General features: G+C 67.2%; 13 protein-coding genes, 1 tRNA gene and 1 pseudogene. 11 read left to right on the forward strand and 4 right to left on the reverse strand.

The window, feature by feature from the left end:
* Positions 1 to 24 precede the first annotated feature (24 nt).
* Positions 25 to 1,413 carry a polysaccharide pyruvyl transferase family protein gene (locus H7U32_RS05690; protein WP_204468849.1) on the forward strand — a complete coding sequence of 463 codons (1,389 nt, stop codon included), beginning with the start codon at positions 25 to 27 and terminating at the stop codon, positions 1,411 to 1,413.
* A 143-nt stretch (positions 1,414 to 1,556) separates the two neighbouring features.
* On the opposite strand, the gene H7U32_RS05695 is transcribed toward H7U32_RS05690, so the two are convergent.
* Entirely contained in the window at positions 1,557 to 2,630 is a 1,074-nt protein-coding gene (locus tag H7U32_RS05695; protein ID WP_204468850.1) for a glycosyltransferase family 2 protein, read from the reverse strand.
* A 259-nt stretch (positions 2,631 to 2,889) separates the two neighbouring features.
* Here H7U32_RS05695 and glf point away from each other — a divergent pair, with 259 nt between their 5' ends.
* The gene (gene glf / locus H7U32_RS05700) at positions 2,890 to 4,095 is read left to right on the forward strand and encodes a UDP-galactopyranose mutase (RefSeq protein ID WP_204468852.1); all 1,206 of its coding nucleotides are present in this window, start codon (positions 2,890 to 2,892) and stop codon (positions 4,093 to 4,095) included.
* A gap of 105 nt (positions 4,096 to 4,200) precedes the next feature.
* Positions 4,201 to 5,235, forward strand: a complete 1,035-nt coding sequence (locus H7U32_RS05705; RefSeq protein ID WP_204468853.1) for a glycosyltransferase family 2 protein — start codon at positions 4,201 to 4,203, stop codon at positions 5,233 to 5,235.
* Between the two features lie 14 nt (positions 5,236 to 5,249).
* Here H7U32_RS05705 and H7U32_RS05710 read toward each other — a convergent pair whose 3' ends face one another.
* The 3 genes and pseudogenes from H7U32_RS05710 to H7U32_RS11795 all read right to left on the reverse strand — a co-directional run.
* Positions 5,250 to 6,263 carry a ribose-phosphate diphosphokinase gene (locus tag H7U32_RS05710; protein ID WP_204468855.1) on the reverse strand — a complete coding sequence of 338 codons (1,014 nt, stop codon included), beginning with the start codon at positions 6,261 to 6,263 and terminating at the stop codon, positions 5,250 to 5,252.
* A 138-nt stretch (positions 6,264 to 6,401) separates the two neighbouring features.
* The gene (locus H7U32_RS05715; RefSeq protein ID WP_239457550.1) at positions 6,402 to 9,323 is read right to left on the reverse strand and encodes an MFS transporter; all 2,922 of its coding nucleotides are present in this window, start codon (positions 9,321 to 9,323) and stop codon (positions 6,402 to 6,404) included.
* Positions 9,324 to 9,497: 174 nt separating this feature from the next.
* Positions 9,498 to 9,563 (reverse strand): annotated as a pseudogene (locus H7U32_RS11795) (zinc-ribbon domain-containing protein); the annotation flags it as partial.
* A 345-nt stretch (positions 9,564 to 9,908) separates the two neighbouring features.
* On the opposite strand from H7U32_RS11795, the gene H7U32_RS05720 reads away from it, so the two are divergent.
* The 8 genes from H7U32_RS05720 to H7U32_RS05755 all read left to right on the forward strand — a co-directional run bounded on the left by H7U32_RS05720 (position 9,909) and on the right by H7U32_RS05755 (position 17,384).
* The gene (locus tag H7U32_RS05720; protein WP_204468858.1) at positions 9,909 to 10,907 is read left to right on the forward strand and encodes a hypothetical protein; all 999 of its coding nucleotides are present in this window, start codon (positions 9,909 to 9,911) and stop codon (positions 10,905 to 10,907) included.
* 174 nt (positions 10,908 to 11,081) lie between these two features.
* The gene (gene rpsF / locus H7U32_RS05725; protein ID WP_204468860.1) at positions 11,082 to 11,378 is read left to right on the forward strand and encodes a 30S ribosomal protein S6; all 297 of its coding nucleotides are present in this window, start codon (positions 11,082 to 11,084) and stop codon (positions 11,376 to 11,378) included.
* A gap of 128 nt (positions 11,379 to 11,506) precedes the next feature.
* Positions 11,507 to 12,154: a single-stranded DNA-binding protein gene (locus H7U32_RS05730; RefSeq protein WP_204468862.1), complete on the forward strand. Its 648-nt coding sequence runs from the start codon at positions 11,507 to 11,509 to the stop codon at positions 12,152 to 12,154.
* A 56-nt stretch (positions 12,155 to 12,210) separates the two neighbouring features.
* Positions 12,211 to 12,459, forward strand: a complete 249-nt coding sequence (rpsR, locus tag H7U32_RS05735) for a 30S ribosomal protein S18 (RefSeq protein WP_204468863.1) — start codon at positions 12,211 to 12,213, stop codon at positions 12,457 to 12,459.
* Between the two features lie 19 nt (positions 12,460 to 12,478).
* A complete protein-coding gene (gene rplI / locus H7U32_RS05740; RefSeq protein ID WP_204468864.1) occupies positions 12,479 to 12,919 on the forward strand; it encodes a 50S ribosomal protein L9 in 441 nt (146 codons plus the stop codon).
* A 321-nt stretch (positions 12,920 to 13,240) separates the two neighbouring features.
* On the forward strand, positions 13,241 to 15,457 hold the full coding sequence (locus tag H7U32_RS05745) for a DUF4012 domain-containing protein (RefSeq protein WP_204468866.1): 2,217 nt from the start codon (positions 13,241 to 13,243) through the stop codon (positions 15,455 to 15,457).
* 135 nt (positions 15,458 to 15,592) lie between these two features.
* Positions 15,593 to 15,666, forward strand: a tRNA-Lys gene (locus H7U32_RS05750).
* Positions 15,667 to 15,821: 155 nt separating this feature from the next.
* Entirely contained in the window at positions 15,822 to 17,384 is a 1,563-nt protein-coding gene (locus H7U32_RS05755) for a Mur ligase family protein (RefSeq protein WP_204468868.1), read from the forward strand.
* The last annotated feature ends 26 nt before the right edge of the window (positions 17,385 to 17,410 follow it).

The following is a 17,410-nucleotide window of genomic DNA, read 5'->3' on the forward strand; positions in this document are numbered from 1 at the left end:
ACAACCGACAGGAGTGTGAGGTCGATGTCTCGTGTGGCATTGTGCGGTGTGTTCGACATCCCGAACTATGGTGACCATCTGTTCCCCCTGGTGTTCCGCAATGAACTTACCAAGCGCGGGTGCGAGGCAGAGGTTGTGCTGTTCTCACCTTTCGAGGCCGAGGAGAGCTTTGTCGAGGATTCGCACGTGTACTCGCTGGATGACATGGAACGCATGCACCGGGACAATCCGTTCTCCGCGATTGTCGTGGGTGGCGGCGAGATCATCCATTGGCACCGCTACAGGCAGAAGCGGTCGTTCCAGGACGAGGAATTCGTGGACTACCCGATGGACAAGGTCTGGGCGATACCGTCCTTCATGAAGATGAAGCACGACGTTCCTCTGATCTGGAACGCGCCGGGCATTCCCTACGACTTTGATGCCGACGAGGCCCTTGCCCATTTCCTGCTTGGGAACATCGATTATTTGAGCGTCCGAAATGAGTTTTCCGCGAAGGTGCTTGAGCACTGCGGGCTGCCGTCCGGGGGCATCCATCTGGTTCCGGACACCGGCTTTGCCTTGCGCACCATCGCCAGCGAGGATGAACTGATCAGGTTGCGCAGCGAAGTGGTGCCGGATGATGAGCGATACATCATTTTCCATTGCAACCGCTTCATCGACGATGACGCGCGTGATGCCATTGTCGGAATCCTGAGGCGGCTCGGCGAGGCCTACGGATGCAAGATCCTGCTCTTGCCGCTGGCATACACCCATGGTGACGACGACAAGCTCCGGGAACTGCGCGAAGCGTCGAACGGGGAGTTCCTCATGCCGGAAGCGCCGTTGTCGTTGAAGGGCATCATCGCAGTGCTGTCCGGATGCGAGCTGTACCTCGGCACCAGCCTTCATGGTACGGTCACGGCTTCAGTGTTTGGGCGGAAAACCGTCGCCTTTGATTACCAGAAGACCAAAAAGACCAAGGACTTGTATGACACGCTTGGCCTGTCGGAGTATTACCTGACTGAGGTCGGCCAGGTGGAGGACGCTGTGCGGAAGGCATTTGATTGTCAGCGTCCCGTTGATTTCTCAGAAGTTGAGCGAAGGCTAGGAATCCATTTTGACGCAATCGTTCGGTTGATCAATCATGGGGAGGTCGAGAATCCCAATCCGCCTGCTCAGACGACTGAGTTCTCCGACTCGGTGAACCGGCATTTTGCGTTCGCCTATGAGAGCCAGGGGCTGCGGAAACGCGTCAAGGAACTTAGCGAGGCTCTGGAGACCAATGAGAGGTTCGTTCAGATTTTCAAGGGACGGAGCGAGGGGTTGGCCGCTCAATATGAGGATTTGCAACATCGCTATGAGGACCTTGCGCACAGATATGACAAGACGTTGCGTTGCAAAGTCTCCCGTCTGCGGCAGCGCCTCAGTAACTGAACTGCTAAGCGCCTACCGTCTTGAATACGGTGGGCGCTTTTTATCGCTTTGCTCTGTAATAGGCGGGATGCCTTGCTCGGCTGATTCCAGAATTCCAGGATTAACTCCAGGATTCTGGAATCAGTGGTGCAGACAGCGTCTGCTCACTTCATGTTCTTGACCCGCCTGTCGTAGACCTGTTTCTCCAGCAGCCTCAGCGTCCGGGTGACGGCGCAGTGGAGGCGCTGGGCGGGCGTCAGACGGGCGAGCAGGGCGGCGAGCTCGGCGCGGTCGTCGTCATGCTGGCGGCGGTTGGCGGGGTCGTCGAAGTCGGGGGCGGTCCTCTCCTCGGCCAACGCGCCCACTGCGGTGTAGTAACTGCGCCCCGGCCGCACCCCATGCTCCAGGCAGAGGCGGAAGTTCGCGGCGCCGGCGGCGAAGTTGTCATGGTAGAAGCCGAAGCTGCGCTGCTTATGCGTCACGGAACCGGGGGACTGGAGCCAGTTGTATAGGCTCACGTCGATGTCTGCCACCTTGTCCATGCGCAGGTAGAGCTTGCCGGCCACCATCACGTCCTGCGCATACATGCCCTCGGGGAACCGAACCCCATCCCACAGCTCGGCGCGGTACAGGCGGCACCAGTTCGCCTCGTTGAAGTAGCGGGCCTCGGTGTTGCGGCCAAGCCGGTCGCCGATCAGCCGCAGCGACTTGCAGAACACGGTCTGGTAGGCGGCCAGCGGATGGCGGAACACCGTCACGCTTCGCGGGTCGGCGGCGCCCACGGCGGCCTCGCGGGCTACTGTATCCAGCGTGGAGACACCGAACTGGCGCCAGCGGGCCTTGCTCATATCCGCACCCGTGTTCACCAGCGCCTTGAGCAACAGTTCGATGTTGCGGCGGTCGAGGATGTCGTCGTTGTCGGCGAAGGCGATGAACTCGCCATGCGCGGCGTCGAGACCGGCGTTCTGCGCCTTCGCGATGCCGCCATTGGCCTGGTGGATCACCGTGACGCGGCTGTCGCGGGCGGCGTAGTCGTCACAGATGGCGGGGCTGGCGTCGGTGGCGCCGTCGTCGACGAGGATGACCTCCAGATTGCCGTAGGACTGCCCCAGGATCGAGTCGACGCAATGGCGCAGGAACTGCTCGGCGTTGTACACCGGCACGATGATGGAGACGAGCGGCTCTGCCGCATCGTTGGCGTGGCTGCCGGGGATGAAAGGGGTGGTGGTGCTGTTCATGATGGCGCTTCTGTGGTGTGGGTGTGCGCGGCGCGCACGGGTGGGGACGGGTATGGGCGGACTGCTCCAGTATGGCACAAAGCCCGTTGGACGGTTTCGTTCTGATCTGCCGTCCGGTCCGAGGACGTTCTTTCCGCACGGCTGCGCAACATGACCCGGCCAGTCCAGCGAACCGCACAGCGGCTATGTGAGTTCTGCCCTCACCCGCCGCTATCATGGCGGGCAGCGCGCGGATGCACGGCGGAAAGCGAGGAGACACATGGCCCAGGCACAGCCCCAGGCACAGCAGCACTACACTCCGGAGCATATGCCGGATCTGGTAGTGGTCGGCGCGGGCCTGTTCGGCCTGACGGTGGCGCAGCAGGCGGCGGAGCGCGCGGGCGCCCACGTGCTGGTGATCGACGTGCGTGATCATATCGGCGGCAACGCTTACTCCTATATGGATGAGGAGACCGGCGCGGAGATCCACCGGTACGGCGCCCATCTCTTCCACACGTCCAACCGGCGCGTGTGGGATTACGTCAACCGCTTCACCTCGTTCACCGGTTACGTGCACCGCGTGTACGCCACCCATGACGGCGAGGTGTATCCGCTGCCGATCAACCTGGGCACGATCAACCAGTTCTTCCACGCGCATTACACGCCGGCCGAGGCGAAGGCGCTGGTGGAGGAGCAGGCCGGCGAGCTGGCCGGCACCGATCCGCAGAACCTCAACGACAAGGGCGTGCAGCTCATCGGCCGCCCGTTGTACGAGGCGTTCATCAAGAACTACACCGGCAAGCAGTGGCAGACCGATCCCTCGCAGCTGCCGGCCGACATCATCAAGCGCCTGCCGGTGCGCTTCAACTACGACAACCGCTATTTCAAGGACACGTGGGAGGGGCTGCCCACGGACGGGTACACCGCCTGGATGGAGCGCATGGCCGCCGACCCGAGGATCGAGGTGCGCCTGGGCGTCGACTTCTTCGACTCCAGCCAGCCGTGGAACAAGGCCGCGCTGGTGGGCAAGGTGCCGGTTGTGTACACGGGGCCGGTGGACCGTTACTTCGACTATGAGCTCGGCGACCTCAAGTGGCGCACGGTGGATTTCAAAGAGGTCCGTTATGACGAGGGTGACCATTTCGGTTGCCCGGTGATGAACTATTCCGACGCCGATGTGCCGTACACGCGCGCCATCGAGTTCAAGAACTTCAATCCGGAGCGTGCCGACCGGCAGAACCCGGACCGGACCGTGGTCTGGCAGGAGTACAGCCGTTTCGCCGAGCGTGGCGACGAGCCGTATTATCCGGTGAACACCGAGGCGGACCGGAAGCTCTACGCCGCCTACGAGGCGAAGGCCGCGGCCGAGCCGCAGGTGGTGTTCGGCGGCCGTCTGGGCACGTACAAGTACTACGACATGCATCAGGTGATCGACACGGCGCTGACGGCCTACGACGAGCGGGTCGCGCCGATGCTCGCCCGCTGAGCACAGCCCGCTGAGCGCGCCCGGCGACGCGGCGCGGCCCGCGACAGGCGGTCCGCGGCCCGCGCCGGCGGACCCGTGGTCGGCACGGATTGTATGGTGGAGGATATGACTGACAGGAAGAGCCCCGTCGCGGCCGACGCGTCCGCTGACGCTACCATCGAGAAGCTGGCCATTGTCGTCGTCACCTATAAGCGGCAGCAGCTGCTGGGTAGGCTGTTCGCATCCCTGCTCGCGCTGGAGCAGGCCCCGTGGCGCATCGTGGTCGTGGACAACGAGCACAGCGATGAGACTGCCGCGATGGTCAGCGATTTCTCCGCCGCGGTCGCCGGCCGCTGGGGCGCCACCGAGACCGACGCGGCCGGCGGCACCGCCCGCGTCGTCTACGCGCCACAGACCGACAACCTCGGCGGCGCGGGCGGGTTCTCCGCCGGCGTGGGCAAGGCCTACGACCTCGGCGCCGAATGGTTCTGGGTCATGGACGACGACGTCGCCGTGCTCCCCGACGCCATCGCCAAGCTCGCCAAATGGACGCCCCATCACGACGTGATCCAGGGCTCCCGCCTCGATTACGACGACGGCCCCTTCTACTGGCAGTACGACTTCATCGTGCCCCTGGGCATCCCGAACCCCATCGCCCCGGCCGCGTTCGGCCCGTCCGGCTACCGCGTGATGGACACGCTGTGCTTCGAGGGCGGTCTGTTCCGCCGGCGCATCGTCGAGCAGATCGGCCTGCCGGACCCGCGCTTCTTCATCTACTGGGACGACACCATGTACGGCTATCTGGCCAGCAAAGTCACCAATCCCATCATCGTGCCCGACGTCATCCTGCGCCGCACGCGTGAGATCGGCAACTGGGACATCGCCGGCTTACGCCAGCTCAACTCCACGTCGGATATGAACCGCTACCATATCCTGCGCAACCGCGGCTACATGGCCCGCTACTTCATGGTGCACGGCGATTTCCGCCCGTTCCTGTTCGGCGTCGGCACCCTCGCCACCATCGCCAAGGAGCTGATCCGTCTGGTGATGGTGGACCGCGAGCATGTGCGGACCGGCATCGGCCGGATCTTCGAAGGCTGGCGCGACTCGCGCAAGCTGCTGCGCGACCCCGACTGGCAGCCGATGCCCCCGCTCAAGTGAGCGGGCGGCGCGCATCAGGCGTAGATGTTGCGCGCCTTCATATCCTCCGGCAGCCCCTCGAGGAGCGTGGCCACGGAGCCCTCCTCGAACACGGAGCGGATGCCGGCGGCCAGCAACGGCGCGACGGACAGCACCGTCATATTCGGCAGGCGCTTCTCCTCGGGCACGGGCACGGTGTCGGTCACCACGATCTCGCGCGCCCCGCACTCGCGCAGACGCTCAATGGCCGGGCCGGAGAACAGGCCGTGCGTGGCCACCAGCGTGACGGACTTCGCGCCGGCGTCGCGCAGCGTGCGCACCGCCTCGCAGATCGTGCCGGCGGTGTCAATCATGTCGTCCACCACCACGCAGTCGCGGCCGTCCACGTCGCCGATGATGCCATGCGCCTCGGCATGGTTCGGGCGCGTGATGTCGCGCTGCTTGTGGATGAACGCCAGCGGCAGGTTGCCCAGCTTGGCGGCCCAGCGCTCGGACACCTTGATGCGGCCGGCGTCGGGGGAGACGATGGTCGTGTTCTCCAGCGGCATGCTGCCGCGCACGTAGTCGATCAGGATCGGGGTGGCGGTGAGGTGGTCGACTGGCCCGTCGAAGAAGCCCTGCTCCTGGGAGGCGTGCAGGTCCACGGTCACGATGCGGTCGGCGCCGGCGGTGCGGAACAGGTCGAAGATCAGGCGCGCGGTGATCGGCTCGCGGCCCTGGTGCTTCTTGTCCTGGCGGGAGTAGCCGAGGAACGGGGCCACCACGGTGATGGAGCGGGCGGAGGCGCGCTTCAGCGCATCCACCATGATGAGCTGCTCCATGATCCACTCGTTGATGTCGCCGGAATGGCACTGCAGCGCGAACACGTCGGCGCCGCGCACCGGCTGCGCGAAGCGTACGTACATCTCGCCGTTGGCGAAGTCATAGGCGGTGGTCTCGAACACGTCGACGCCGAGGAACCTGGCGGTTTCCTGCGCCAGCTCGGGGTAGGCGCGTCCGGTCACCAATGCGAGACGCTTGTCCGGGGTTCCTTCGAGCACTGCCGACATAACCGCTGATCCACCTTTTCCTCGAGCCGTGATGATCTGAGCCGCCGATGGGCCGCCTACCAGTGTAACGGCATCGCTGGTCGGGACACGTCGCCGCGGGCGGTCCCCGCCGCACACGGCGACGGGGACCACGACCCGTCAGTAGTAGCTGCTGTTGAGGTCCACCGTCACCTTGTTGCCGTCGATGGTGTAGGTGCCGTAGCACTCGAAGCTGTCCTCGTCGCTGTCCGGCTCCCAGGTGTCGTCCCAGTTCTTGCGGTCGTAGGTGACCTTGGCCGTGCCGCTGCTGGCGCTGAACGAGCCGCTGAGATCCACGTCGGTCACCTTGGGGTATTTGGTGATGCTCCACGAGTAGTTGCGGTAGTACTCGTCGCTCCAGCGGTAGGTGGAGAACGGGCATCCCTCCGGCTCGGCTTCGGTGGATTCGGCGCAGGTGTCAAGCTTGGACTTGACCTGGTCCCCGATGGCCTGGGTGAGCGCGTCGGTGGGCTTCGCGCGCAGGTCGACGCTCACGCCGTCGGCGATGGTCGCTGCCTGCGCCTTCTGGCTTTCCGCGGTGTAGTACTTTGACTTCGTCGCGGTGACCTGGTAGGCGCCCGGGTACACCTTGAACGTCCAGCTGAAGCTGGAGCCCGTCGACTCGCCGCCCGCGGCATTGGTCTTGTCCAGATCCACGCCGTTGATGGAGACGCCGGTCACCTCGTCGGGTGCGGAGACGGTCAGGGTGCTGGTCAGCGGCGTGACGACGCCCCAGTCCTTGAACACCAGGAACTTCGGGCCGTTCGACGCCACCGTGAGCGAGCCGGTGTACTGCTTGCCGCCGAGCACATAGCGGATCTGCGCGGTGGCCGAGCCGCCGTCGATGGAGACCTTGGTGACCTCCGGGTTGGAGATGGTGGCGCCGTCCTTCGCGGCCGCGTCGTCGAGCAGCTTGGATTCCTTGTCCGTCGTCTGCGGGTTCACCAGCTTGGTCGCCTGGCTCCAGCGGCCGCCGGCGATGGCCTCCAGATACTCCTGGACCGCCGTCTTCGGGCTGAACACCGTGGCGCCGAGCACACCCCAGAGGATGGCGAGCAGCGCGACGACGCCCGCGACGGCGCCGCCGATGATGAGACCGCGCTTGGTGGAGGCCTTCATCGGCTGGTGCGGGACTGCCGCCGGGGGCACGGCCATCGCCATGGTGGGTTGTATGGGCTGCGTGGGTTGCGCGGGCTGCGTGGGTGCCGTGAAGAGCTGGGTGGGTTGCTGGGACGGCTGCGCCGGCGGGGCGGCGGCGCCTTGCGCGCCGTCCGGCACCGGAGCCGCGGCGGCCGGCGTACCCGCTGCCGGCTGCGCCTGGGCCTGCGCCGGCTGGGCGGCCCAGGCCAGCGGCGGCTGCACGCAGCCGCCGGCGACGATCTTCCACATCGGCGCCACCAGATGCGGGCCGAAGGTGTTCGCCACCACTTCCACGATGAACATCCACAACGCCACGACCAGGCAGGTCCACAGCGCCGGGCGGACGTCCGCCGCCGAGGACGAGCCGCCGTAAGAGGCGCGCATGCCGCAGAACAGTCCGGTGAACACCAGCCAGGCCACGCCGGCGGTCAGCGGCGACTTCCAAGAGTTCTGCCAGCCGCCCTTGGACGGGTCATACATCGCGCGGGCGCTCAGGCGCAGCGCCACATAGCACGTGGCCACCAGGAACAGCAGCACGCCCACCCACAGCGCCCACTGGCTGGCCATGTTGGGGGAGAACAGCGACATGGTGAGGACGGAGTCGCTGCCAGCTCTCATGGTGATGCCACCGAAGCAGGTCATCGCCATGATCCACGTGCCCATCCACGGGAACAGTACCGGCAGCAGCAGGACGACCGTCGCCTGATGGGACTGCGCGGCCAGGATGATAAGCACCACCAGCAGCAGCACCGTGTACAGCGCCGCGTACACCAGCGCCGCCTCCACCACCGTGCGCACGAACCCACGCGCGCGGTGCAGCCAGCGCCAGAAGCTCATGAACACATTCGAGCCGTCCGGCGCCGCGGAGGCGAGGAAGCACCCCGCCGCCGCGCCCAGGCCGGAAGCCAGGAACGCTGAGAAGAAGGTGCCGAACGTGGCTCCGGACAGCACCGCGGAGGCGCCCATGCCGTACATGCCGGCGCTGAGCGTGGCACGGCCGATCAACGCCAGCACCAGATAGGCGACGCCTCCCAGCGCGCCCACGATGACGGCGCTGGCCACGCCGGTCCAGCGCCAGCGCATCGCATGCCGCCGGGCGAACCAGAACGCGCCGAATGCGGCGCCCGCGAACAGTGCCGCGCCGGCCAGGCCCAGACCGAGCGAGAACTCCATCGAGGTCGAGGCATCCTGCCCGAATCCCTCCGCTGAGGCTGCGACGCTGAGCGAGCCGGCCGAAGTGAGCGTGAGCATGATCACGATGAGCTGCAGGAAGTTCGGGGCGGAGGATTCCACCGAGCCGAGCACGCCGGACAGCGTGCCCATGCCGGGAACGGAGGACATCAGCGATGACCCGGCCTGCGCGAAGACGGCAGTCAGCGCCGCTGCGCTGATGATGGCCGCGACCACGGCCGCCGCCATACCCAGGCCGAGCGAGACGCCGATGGTCTGCCAGGTGCGGCCGTCCTTGAGGTCCGCGCCGAGCTGCTCGAGCTCAGGATTGGGTTTGGGCGCGGCGGGCGCGCCGGGCATGACGGGCGCGCCGGCCTGGCCGGGCATGCCGGGTTGGCCGGGCTGGGCAGGTTGGGCAGGTTGGCCGGGCATACCGGGCTGATCAGGTTGAGCCATGTCCGTGGCTGGCAGGGTCGTCGCATCCGGCGGGGCGGCGGCGTCGGCCGTGGTCGGGATGACGATGGTCGGCTGGGCGCTCGCGGGCTCCGCGTCGGCGGGACGCGGCAGCGCCTCGGTCGGCGTCTCCTGCGTCATCGTGTCGGCAGGGGCCGGGGCCACATCGGTGGCGGCCGCGGGCTCCGTGTCGGTGGTGACCGCGGCCATGTCGGCGGCTGGGATATCCGGTGTTTCCGGGGCCGCCTCCGGCTCCGGAGCCGCTGCGATCGGTTCCATAGCCGGGGCTGGCTCCGGAACCGCAGGTTGCGCGACGGCCGGAACCTGAGGCTGGGCCGGCACGACGGGCGGCGTCTGGGCCGCTTGGGCCTTGGGCTGCGCGGCCGGAGCTTGTGCGGTCTGGGCGGCGGGCTGCGCGACGGCAGGCTGCTGGACGGGCGGTCGGACGATTGGATGGCCGCAATGCGTGCAGAACTTGGCGGTGTCGCTGCATCGCGCCCCGCAATTGGTGCAGAACATGGTGTGCTCCTTCTTCTCGGCGTCTCACTACGCCGTGGGACTGTTACCCATGGTAACCCGGATGCTGTTTCCGGGAGGCGAAGACATGCGCAACGGCAGCGGCTAGACTGGAAGCACAACGACGTGAGAGAAGCGTTCCGGCAAGGAGGAGGGGCAGCGATGTGGTGTCCTCAATGTGGCAACAAACTCGGCGATGACGATAAGTTCTGCGGGGTCTGCGGCTGTCCGCGCCCCGTCGAGGACGACGCCTCCGCCCCGGCCGTCCCAGCCGCGGATGCCTCCGGCGGAACGGCAGCACCCACGCAGCCCGCCCAGCCGGGGTCGATTCCGCCGGTCCAACCCGTCATGCCTGTCCCGGAGCAGTCCGTGGCCGACCAGCCGGAGCCGCCGCATGGGAAGCGGACCCGGACCATCGTGCTCGTCGTCGTGGCCGTCGTGGCGGCGCTGGCCATCGCCGCGGCCGGCGTCGGCATCTGGTGGTTCACCTCGCACCGTGGCGCCGCCCCGGCCAGCGACGGGGTCGTCGCCACCCACGCCGGCAAAGACGCCGGCAAGGCGTCGGCCAAGGACGGCGCCGGCGCCGAGAAGGAAGGCGGCAAGGAGCGGAAGGCGGCCTGCGTGGCCGTGCCCGACGCCGAACTCGGCTCCGTGGACCGCAGCGGCGAGAACCTCATCGGCGCGTTCACCTTCACCTCGAACTGCGAGGACGGGGACGCGGCCTACGCGGCCAAGGACGTGCAGGTCACTGTCAAGGACGGCGACGTGGTTGCGGCCGCCGTCTTCGACTTCTCGAAGCACCCCATCGCGTTCCAGGACGGCGAGGCCATCGTCAAACTCGCCTTCAACGCCTCCCAGCACTGGCGTCCCTCCAGCCAGATCGACGCGGACGACGCCGAGGTGGTCGTGCAGGGCCGGCAGACCCCGCAGAGCCAACCCGCGGCGGGCGCGGCGGGCGCGCTCGGCGGCGCGGACATCGCGAAGAACTCGGCCGAGCGCTACGCGCAGACCGCGCTCCAATGGCAGACCAGCCACGACTCGTCGAAGGCATCGGACTTCTACTCCACCTACACCACGCAGCTGTCGAGCAAGAAGTTCGGCATGCAGGTGGAGGGCAAGACCTGGGGCTACGCGGACATCTACCGGCAGTTCCTCACGTGCAAGTCCAAGCATCCCAACGCACTGCTCGTGTGGAGCGGCGACTGGCCCACCTACACGAAGACGAACACCGGCGACTACTACGTGATCCTCTCCGGCGAGCCCTTCGACACCACGGAGGCGGCCAACGGGTGGTGCTCGGCCAACGGGTACACGAGCAACGACTGCCTGCCGGTGGACCTCCAGTGAGCCACGGGCCTGCGGGCGGGGCCGGCGGCCGGGCGGCCTGTCGGCGGGCCGACCTATATTGGACAGGTTGCTCGGCGCCGGCGTGTCGCACCGCGTCACCCGTCGCACGGGCATAGCGTGAACACACTCCTGCCGCGGAACGTCCGCGGCCGACTAGTCCGAAGGAGGTGGGTGATGTCTGCGCATAAGTACGAACTGATGTTCATCGCCGATCCCGAGCTGGATGAGCGCGGTCTGAAGAAGCTGACCGAGCCGTATCTGGAGCTCGTCACCAAGGAGGGCGGCCAGGTCGATGACCCCGATTACTGGGGCCGTCGCAAGCTCGCCTATGAGATCGCCGGCAAGACCGAGGGCAACTACGTCGTGGTGACCTACAGCTGCGAGCCCGCGGTGAGCGACGAGCTCGACCGAGTCCTCAACCTCAACGAATCCGTGCTCCGCACGAAGATCCTTCGCAAGGACGCCAAGTAAGCCGACGCATGGTCGGCGCATAGCCGACGCGTGGGCGGCGTCCGCACGGCTGTCCGCCAAGTGCGGGCGGCCCGGGCCCCGGCCGGGGCAGGCAACCAACGCCAACGAAACGTAAGAAGGTAAGTGTCATGGCAGGCGAGACGACGATCACCATCGTGGGCAACCTCACGGCTGACCCCGAGCTTCGCACGATCGGCAGCGGCGCGACGGTGGCGAGCTTCACCATCGCATCCACCCCGCGCGTGCGCAACGCCAGCACCGGCCAGTGGGAGGACGGCCAGGCGCTGTTCATGCGGTGCTCCGCATGGCGCGATCTGGCGGACCACTGCGCCGCGAGCCTGACCAAGGGCATGCGCGTCATCGCGCAGGGCCGTCTCCAGCAGCGCTCCTATCAGGCGCAGGACGGCTCCAACCGCACCGTCGTGGAGATGCAGGTCGACGAGATCGGCCCCTCGCTGCGCTACGCCACCGCGCAGGTGCAGCGTCAGTCCCGCGCCGACGGCGGTTTCGTGGGCGGCACCCGCGCCCAGCAGGGCAACGGTGGCTTCGGCGGCTACTCCGGTGGCGCCGGCTATCAGGGCGGCGCCGGGTATTCCGGTGGCGCCGGCTACCAGGGTGGCGCGCCCGCCCAGCAGGCCCTGGCCCCCGCGGCTCCGGCCGCCCCGGCCGCACCGGCCGCCGATCCGTGGAGCGCCCCGGCCTCGTCCGGCAACAGCTTCGGCTCGTTCGGCTCCTCCTCCGACTTCGGCGGGGACGGCGACGAGCCCGAGTTCTGAGCCCCGCGCGGCAGCGCGAAGAACAACAGTTTCCAGACATTCATAAGGAGAACATCATGGCAAGGAAGCGTCCGCAGGCGCCCATCAAGCCGTTCAAGAAGAAGCCGAACCCGCTGAAGGCGGCCAAGGTCACCGAGATCGATTACAAGGACGTCGCGCTGCTGCGCAAGTTCATCTCCGACCGTGGCAAGATCCGCTCCCGCCGCATCACCGGCGTGACCGTCCAGGAGCAGCGCGAGATCTCGAAGGCGATCAAGAACGCCCGCGAGATGGCTCTGCTGCCGTACGCCACCTCGGGCCGCTGAGTTTAGGGAGGAACGCATCATGGCTAACACCAAGGTCATTCTCACCAAGACCGTCGCCAACCTCGGTCACTCCGGTGACGTCGTCGAGGTCAAGGCCGGCTACGCCCGCAACTACCTGATCCCGCAGGGCCTCGCTTTCGCGTGGAACAAGAACGCCGAGGCGCAGATCAACGCGATGCGCCGCGCCCGCCTGGCCAAGGCCATCGCCACCCGCGAGGGCGCCGTGGCCGCCAAGGACACCATCGAGGGCACCACCATCGAGATCGCCGCTAAGGTGAGCGAGTCCGGCAAGCTGTTCGGCGCTGTCTCCACCGCCGAGATCGCCAAGGCTCTGCCCGTGGCCGTCGACCCGAAGACCATCGAGGTCGAGACCATTAAGACCACCGGCGATTTCCCGGCCAAGGTCGCCCTGCACCCGGAGATCACCGCCTCCTTCTTCGTGAAGGTCGTCGCCGAGTGAATCCCCCGGTCCGCCTGACGGCGGGCCACACCAGACCGAGAGTCTGAGCTTAAGCACCGGAAGGCCCCCGCCGCGTCCGGTCCGTGCCGCCGCACGGGCCGGACGGCGGGGGCCTTTCCGGTGTTCCGGGTGCGGTGTTCCGGGTGGCGCGGCTTGTCGGCGCGCGCTTCAGACGGGTCCGCTTCCTGAATGTTGCATGAACGCCATGGTGCGATTTCGTGGAGTTTGTGCCGCCAGACCGCCGTTTCCGGGCCTCCTCGCCGTCCCGCATTGTATTATCAGGGGGTTGTCTGGTCCCATTTGCGAAGCACGAGGTCTGTCATGCGCATCTCCCCCCGCCACATCAAGTACAAGGGGCATCGCCAGCTCGCGGACGCCCGGCGCACCGGGCGCATCGTGCTGGGCGCGGTCAGTGTGGTGGCAGGCCTGCTGCTCGCCGTGGTCCTGGTCTTCGGCGCCTCCGTCGCGGCGATGCTCTGGCAGGCGAACCGCATGATCGACGCGGCCAACAATCTGGCGAACACCGCGCTCGGGTGCGGCGGAAGCGGCGACATCTCCAAGGATTCGCACCATCTGGTCGAGGCCACGCGTCAGCTGCGCGACGAACTCGACCAGCCGCAGTGGACCTTCCTGCGCGACCATACGTCCTACGGCAGCGACATCACGGCGGCGCGCACGACGCTCGACGCCGTGGGCGAGCTGGTCGACGGACCGTTCACCGACATGATGGACCTGGCGCACCGGCTCTCCGGGTTCTCGCTGCAGGACAAGACCGTGGATATGTCCGCGCTCATGGACATGCCGGGTATCGTGCGCACCGCCCGCTCCGACATCCACACCCAGCTCAAGCGACTGAAGAAACTGGAGCGTCCGAGCATCGGCAAGGTCGCCCAGCTCGTCGACACCGGCATCTCCGGGCTCCAGACGGTCGACGACATGCTCGACGGCTATGACGAGCTCATCGACCTGGTTCCCCAGTTGCTCGGCGCCAACGGGGAGCGCACCTACCTGGTCGCCGTGCAGAACCCCGCGGAGCTGCGCTCCGCCGGCGGCATGGTTGGCACCTACACGGCGATCACCGCCGACCAGGGCATGGTGGAGATCGGCGACTTCGACACCACCGGTGGATGGCAGAATCCGGACGCCCCCTTCGACGAGGCCAACGCGCAGGAGGCCGCGATCTACGGTGCGCAGGTGTACCGGTGGCCGCAGACGACCACCGTCAACCCGAACTTCCCGCGTGCGGCCGTCACCTTCAAGAACCTCTGGCAGATGCAGCCGGGCAACGAGGGGACGCAGGTCGACGGCGTGCTTATGGTCGACCCGGTGTTCCTGCAGTCGATGGTCGAAGCCACCGGCGCCGTCACCCTAGACGACGGCAAGGTGCTCGACGGGTCGAACACGCTGCGGTTCTTCGAACGCGACCTGTACATCGACCATCCGGATTTCGACGACCAGAACGAGTATGTGTCCAAGGCTGCCAAGGAGATCATGAATCACGTGCTCTCCGGCGTCAACGCCTCGAACGCCTCGAATCTGCTCAAGGCGCTGCGCCAGACGACGGAAAGCGCCCACTTCAAGCTGTGGATGGCGCAGCAGCCAGAGTTCGATGCGCTGGTGCAGACCGGGCTCATCGACGCCAACGCCGCCGGCGCGCTGCCGGACGACCCGTCGAAGCCCGTCGCCGGCATCTACCTGACCGAAGCCCACGCCAGCAAGCTCGACTGGTATCTGCAGACCGACATCACCGTCACACGCACCTGCGACGGCAACCTCAACGCCTGGAACAGGCGATTGACAGACCAGCTGGACGCCCCCACGCGCTCCACCGCGCTGGCGGCGGTCCCCACCTCGTCGCTGGGCGAGGAATACACCGTCGTCTTCACCGTGCGCAACACGCTCACCGAGCAGCAGGTCAAGGACCTGCCCGGCTTCGTCACCGGCACTGCCGCGGAGGAGATCGCCGAAGGCTACAAGGCCGGCGAGATGGGGTTGCGGCTGGTGCTCACCGCCCCCGCCGGCGGCGCCATCACCTCGATCGCCTACGACCATGCCGAGCTGGTCGCCAACGGCATGCTCGACGAGCATCAGATCCTCAACGTGCGCCTGCGGAACCTGCCCGCCGGCAAGCAGGAGACCATCGCCTTCACCGTGCGGACCGCGGCCGGCGTCTCCTCGCTGCTCGACGTGACCACCACGCCCATCATCAACGAGACAGGCATCCACACCGGCTCCAACGGCGCCGTCACCGACGCCTGCACCGGGCAGCCGGCCAAGCCTCGCGCCACGGCCCCCGCCGACGGCCAGAGCGGCGCGCAGGGCGGCGCGCAGACGCCCGCCGACGGCCAGGGGACTGCGGACCCCGGCGCGGCTGCGGATCCGAACGCGCAGGGCGACGCCGCGCAGGGCGGAACCTCGGGGGAGGCCGCGCAAGGCGGCGGCTCTACGGGTGGGTCGTCGCCCGCCGATGTGCTCGGTTCGCTGAGCACGCTCAAGGACCAGCTCTCGTGCCCCGTCGACATCCGCAAGCTGCTGTGACGGGGCCGGCCGGAGTCGGAGTGAAAACCGTTGGAAATGCTGGAGACACGCCGTGAAGGGGTGTTGATTTGCACGGAAGGAGAATGTGAGTATAGTTATCACTCGGCTCCGGAAGTGAGAACTTCTAAGACCAACGCCCCTTTAGCTCAGTTGGTTAGAGCAGCTGACTCTTAATCAGCGTGTCCAGGGTTCGAGTCCCTGAGGGGGCACCGGAGGAAACCGGACTGCGGAAGCGGTCCGGTTTTTCGTATGCGCGGCCCTGCGGGCGGGCCGGGCGCGACGCTACAATGGCACACGGTCGGGGAACCGGCCGGGCCTGCAAGCCTGCAAGCCTTCGAGCCTTCCAAGGAGTCTGGAGTCTGCCATGGCGATCACCTTGCGTTCCGTCGTCGAATTGCTGCGCGGCCACGGCCTGCTGCGCGAGATTATCCACGGCGACCTGTGGACGCTCGACCCGGACCGGCTCGACGGCGTGGACGTGGACGCCCCCATCCCCGCCATCACCTACGACACCCGCGAGGTCGTCCCCGGCACCCTGCTGTTCATCAAGGGACGCTTCCAACCCGAGTTCCTCGACGGCATCGACGCCAAGGGCCTGGGCCTGTACGTGGCCGAGGCCGAATACGCCGGACGCACCGCCGCGCCGGGCGTCATCGTGAACAATGTGCACCAGGCGATGAGCCTGGTGGCGGCCGAGTTCTACGGCCGCCCGCAGGACCGGCTCACGCTCGTCGGCGTGACCGGCACCAAGGGCAAGACCACCACCAACTACTTCGTCCACGCGATCCTCAACGCCTACTCCGGCGGCCACGCGGCGATGATGAGCTCCATCGCCTGCTGCCTGGATGGCAGGACCTGGGAGCCCTCCCACCTGACCACCCCCGAGCCGCTGGACAGTCTGCGCATGATGCGCCGCGCCGTCGACGCGGGCATGCGCTACTTGGTCATGGAGGTCAGCTCGCAGGCGTACAAGGTGTTCCGCGTGCACGGCATCACCTTCGACGTGGCCGCGTTCCTCAACATCTCACCGGACCACATCAGCCCGATCGAACACCCTACCTTCGAGGACTACTTCTTCTGCAAGCGCCAGATCATCGCCAACTGCCGCAGGCTGGTGCTTGGCGCCGACAGCGCCCACCACGGCCTGCTCATGGAGGAGGCCGCCCGCCACGGCGTGCCGGTCACCCAGTTCGCGGTGCGCGAGGCCGGAGCCGGCGCGGAGGGCGTCGACGTGGTGGCCCGCCCAGACCCCGCCGTCAAAACCGGCTTCACCGTGACCGTCGGCGGCCGGGACCTGGGCCTGGTGGAGCTCGATATGCTCGGCGAGTTCAACTTCGCGAACGCGGCGGCCGCCATCGCGCTCGCCCAGGCGGCGGGCGTGCCCGCCGACGACCCGGCCATGCGCGCCGTCGGCCGCGTGCAGGTGCCCGGGCGCATGGAACGCATCCCGGGCGGCGAGAACCTGCTCGTGTTCGTGGACTTCGCCCACAACTACCTGTCCACCAAGGCGCTGGTGGACGAGATGGAACGCGTGTACGGCGATCGGGACCCGCGCATCACGCTGGTGGCCGGCACCACCGGCGGCAAGGCGATCGACCGCCGCGAGGGCATCGTCAAAGGCGCGCTGGGCCGTGCCGCCGTCTTCGAGTTCACGCTCGACGACCCGAACTTCGAGGACCCGCGCAAGATCTGCGATGAGATGGCCTCGTTCGTCACCGACCCCAAGGCCGAGGTGCGCATCAACATCGACCGCACCGCCGCCATCGGCGAGGCCATCGCCGGCGCCCGCGCCGACGCCGAGGCCACCGGCCGGCTCAACATCGTGCTCGTCATCGGCAAGGGCCACGAGACCCGCAACATCATCGACGGCAAGGCCGTCGCCTGGCCCGGCGACGCGGTGGTCGTGCGCCGCGTGCTGGAGGGCTGACCGGCCCCGCCGGCGGAACCGGCCGC

Origin of the sequence: Bifidobacterium pullorum subsp. saeculare (assembly GCF_016899725.1) — a bacterium.
Taxonomy (GTDB): Bacteria; Actinomycetota; Actinomycetes; order Actinomycetales; family Bifidobacteriaceae; genus Bifidobacterium; species Bifidobacterium pullorum_C.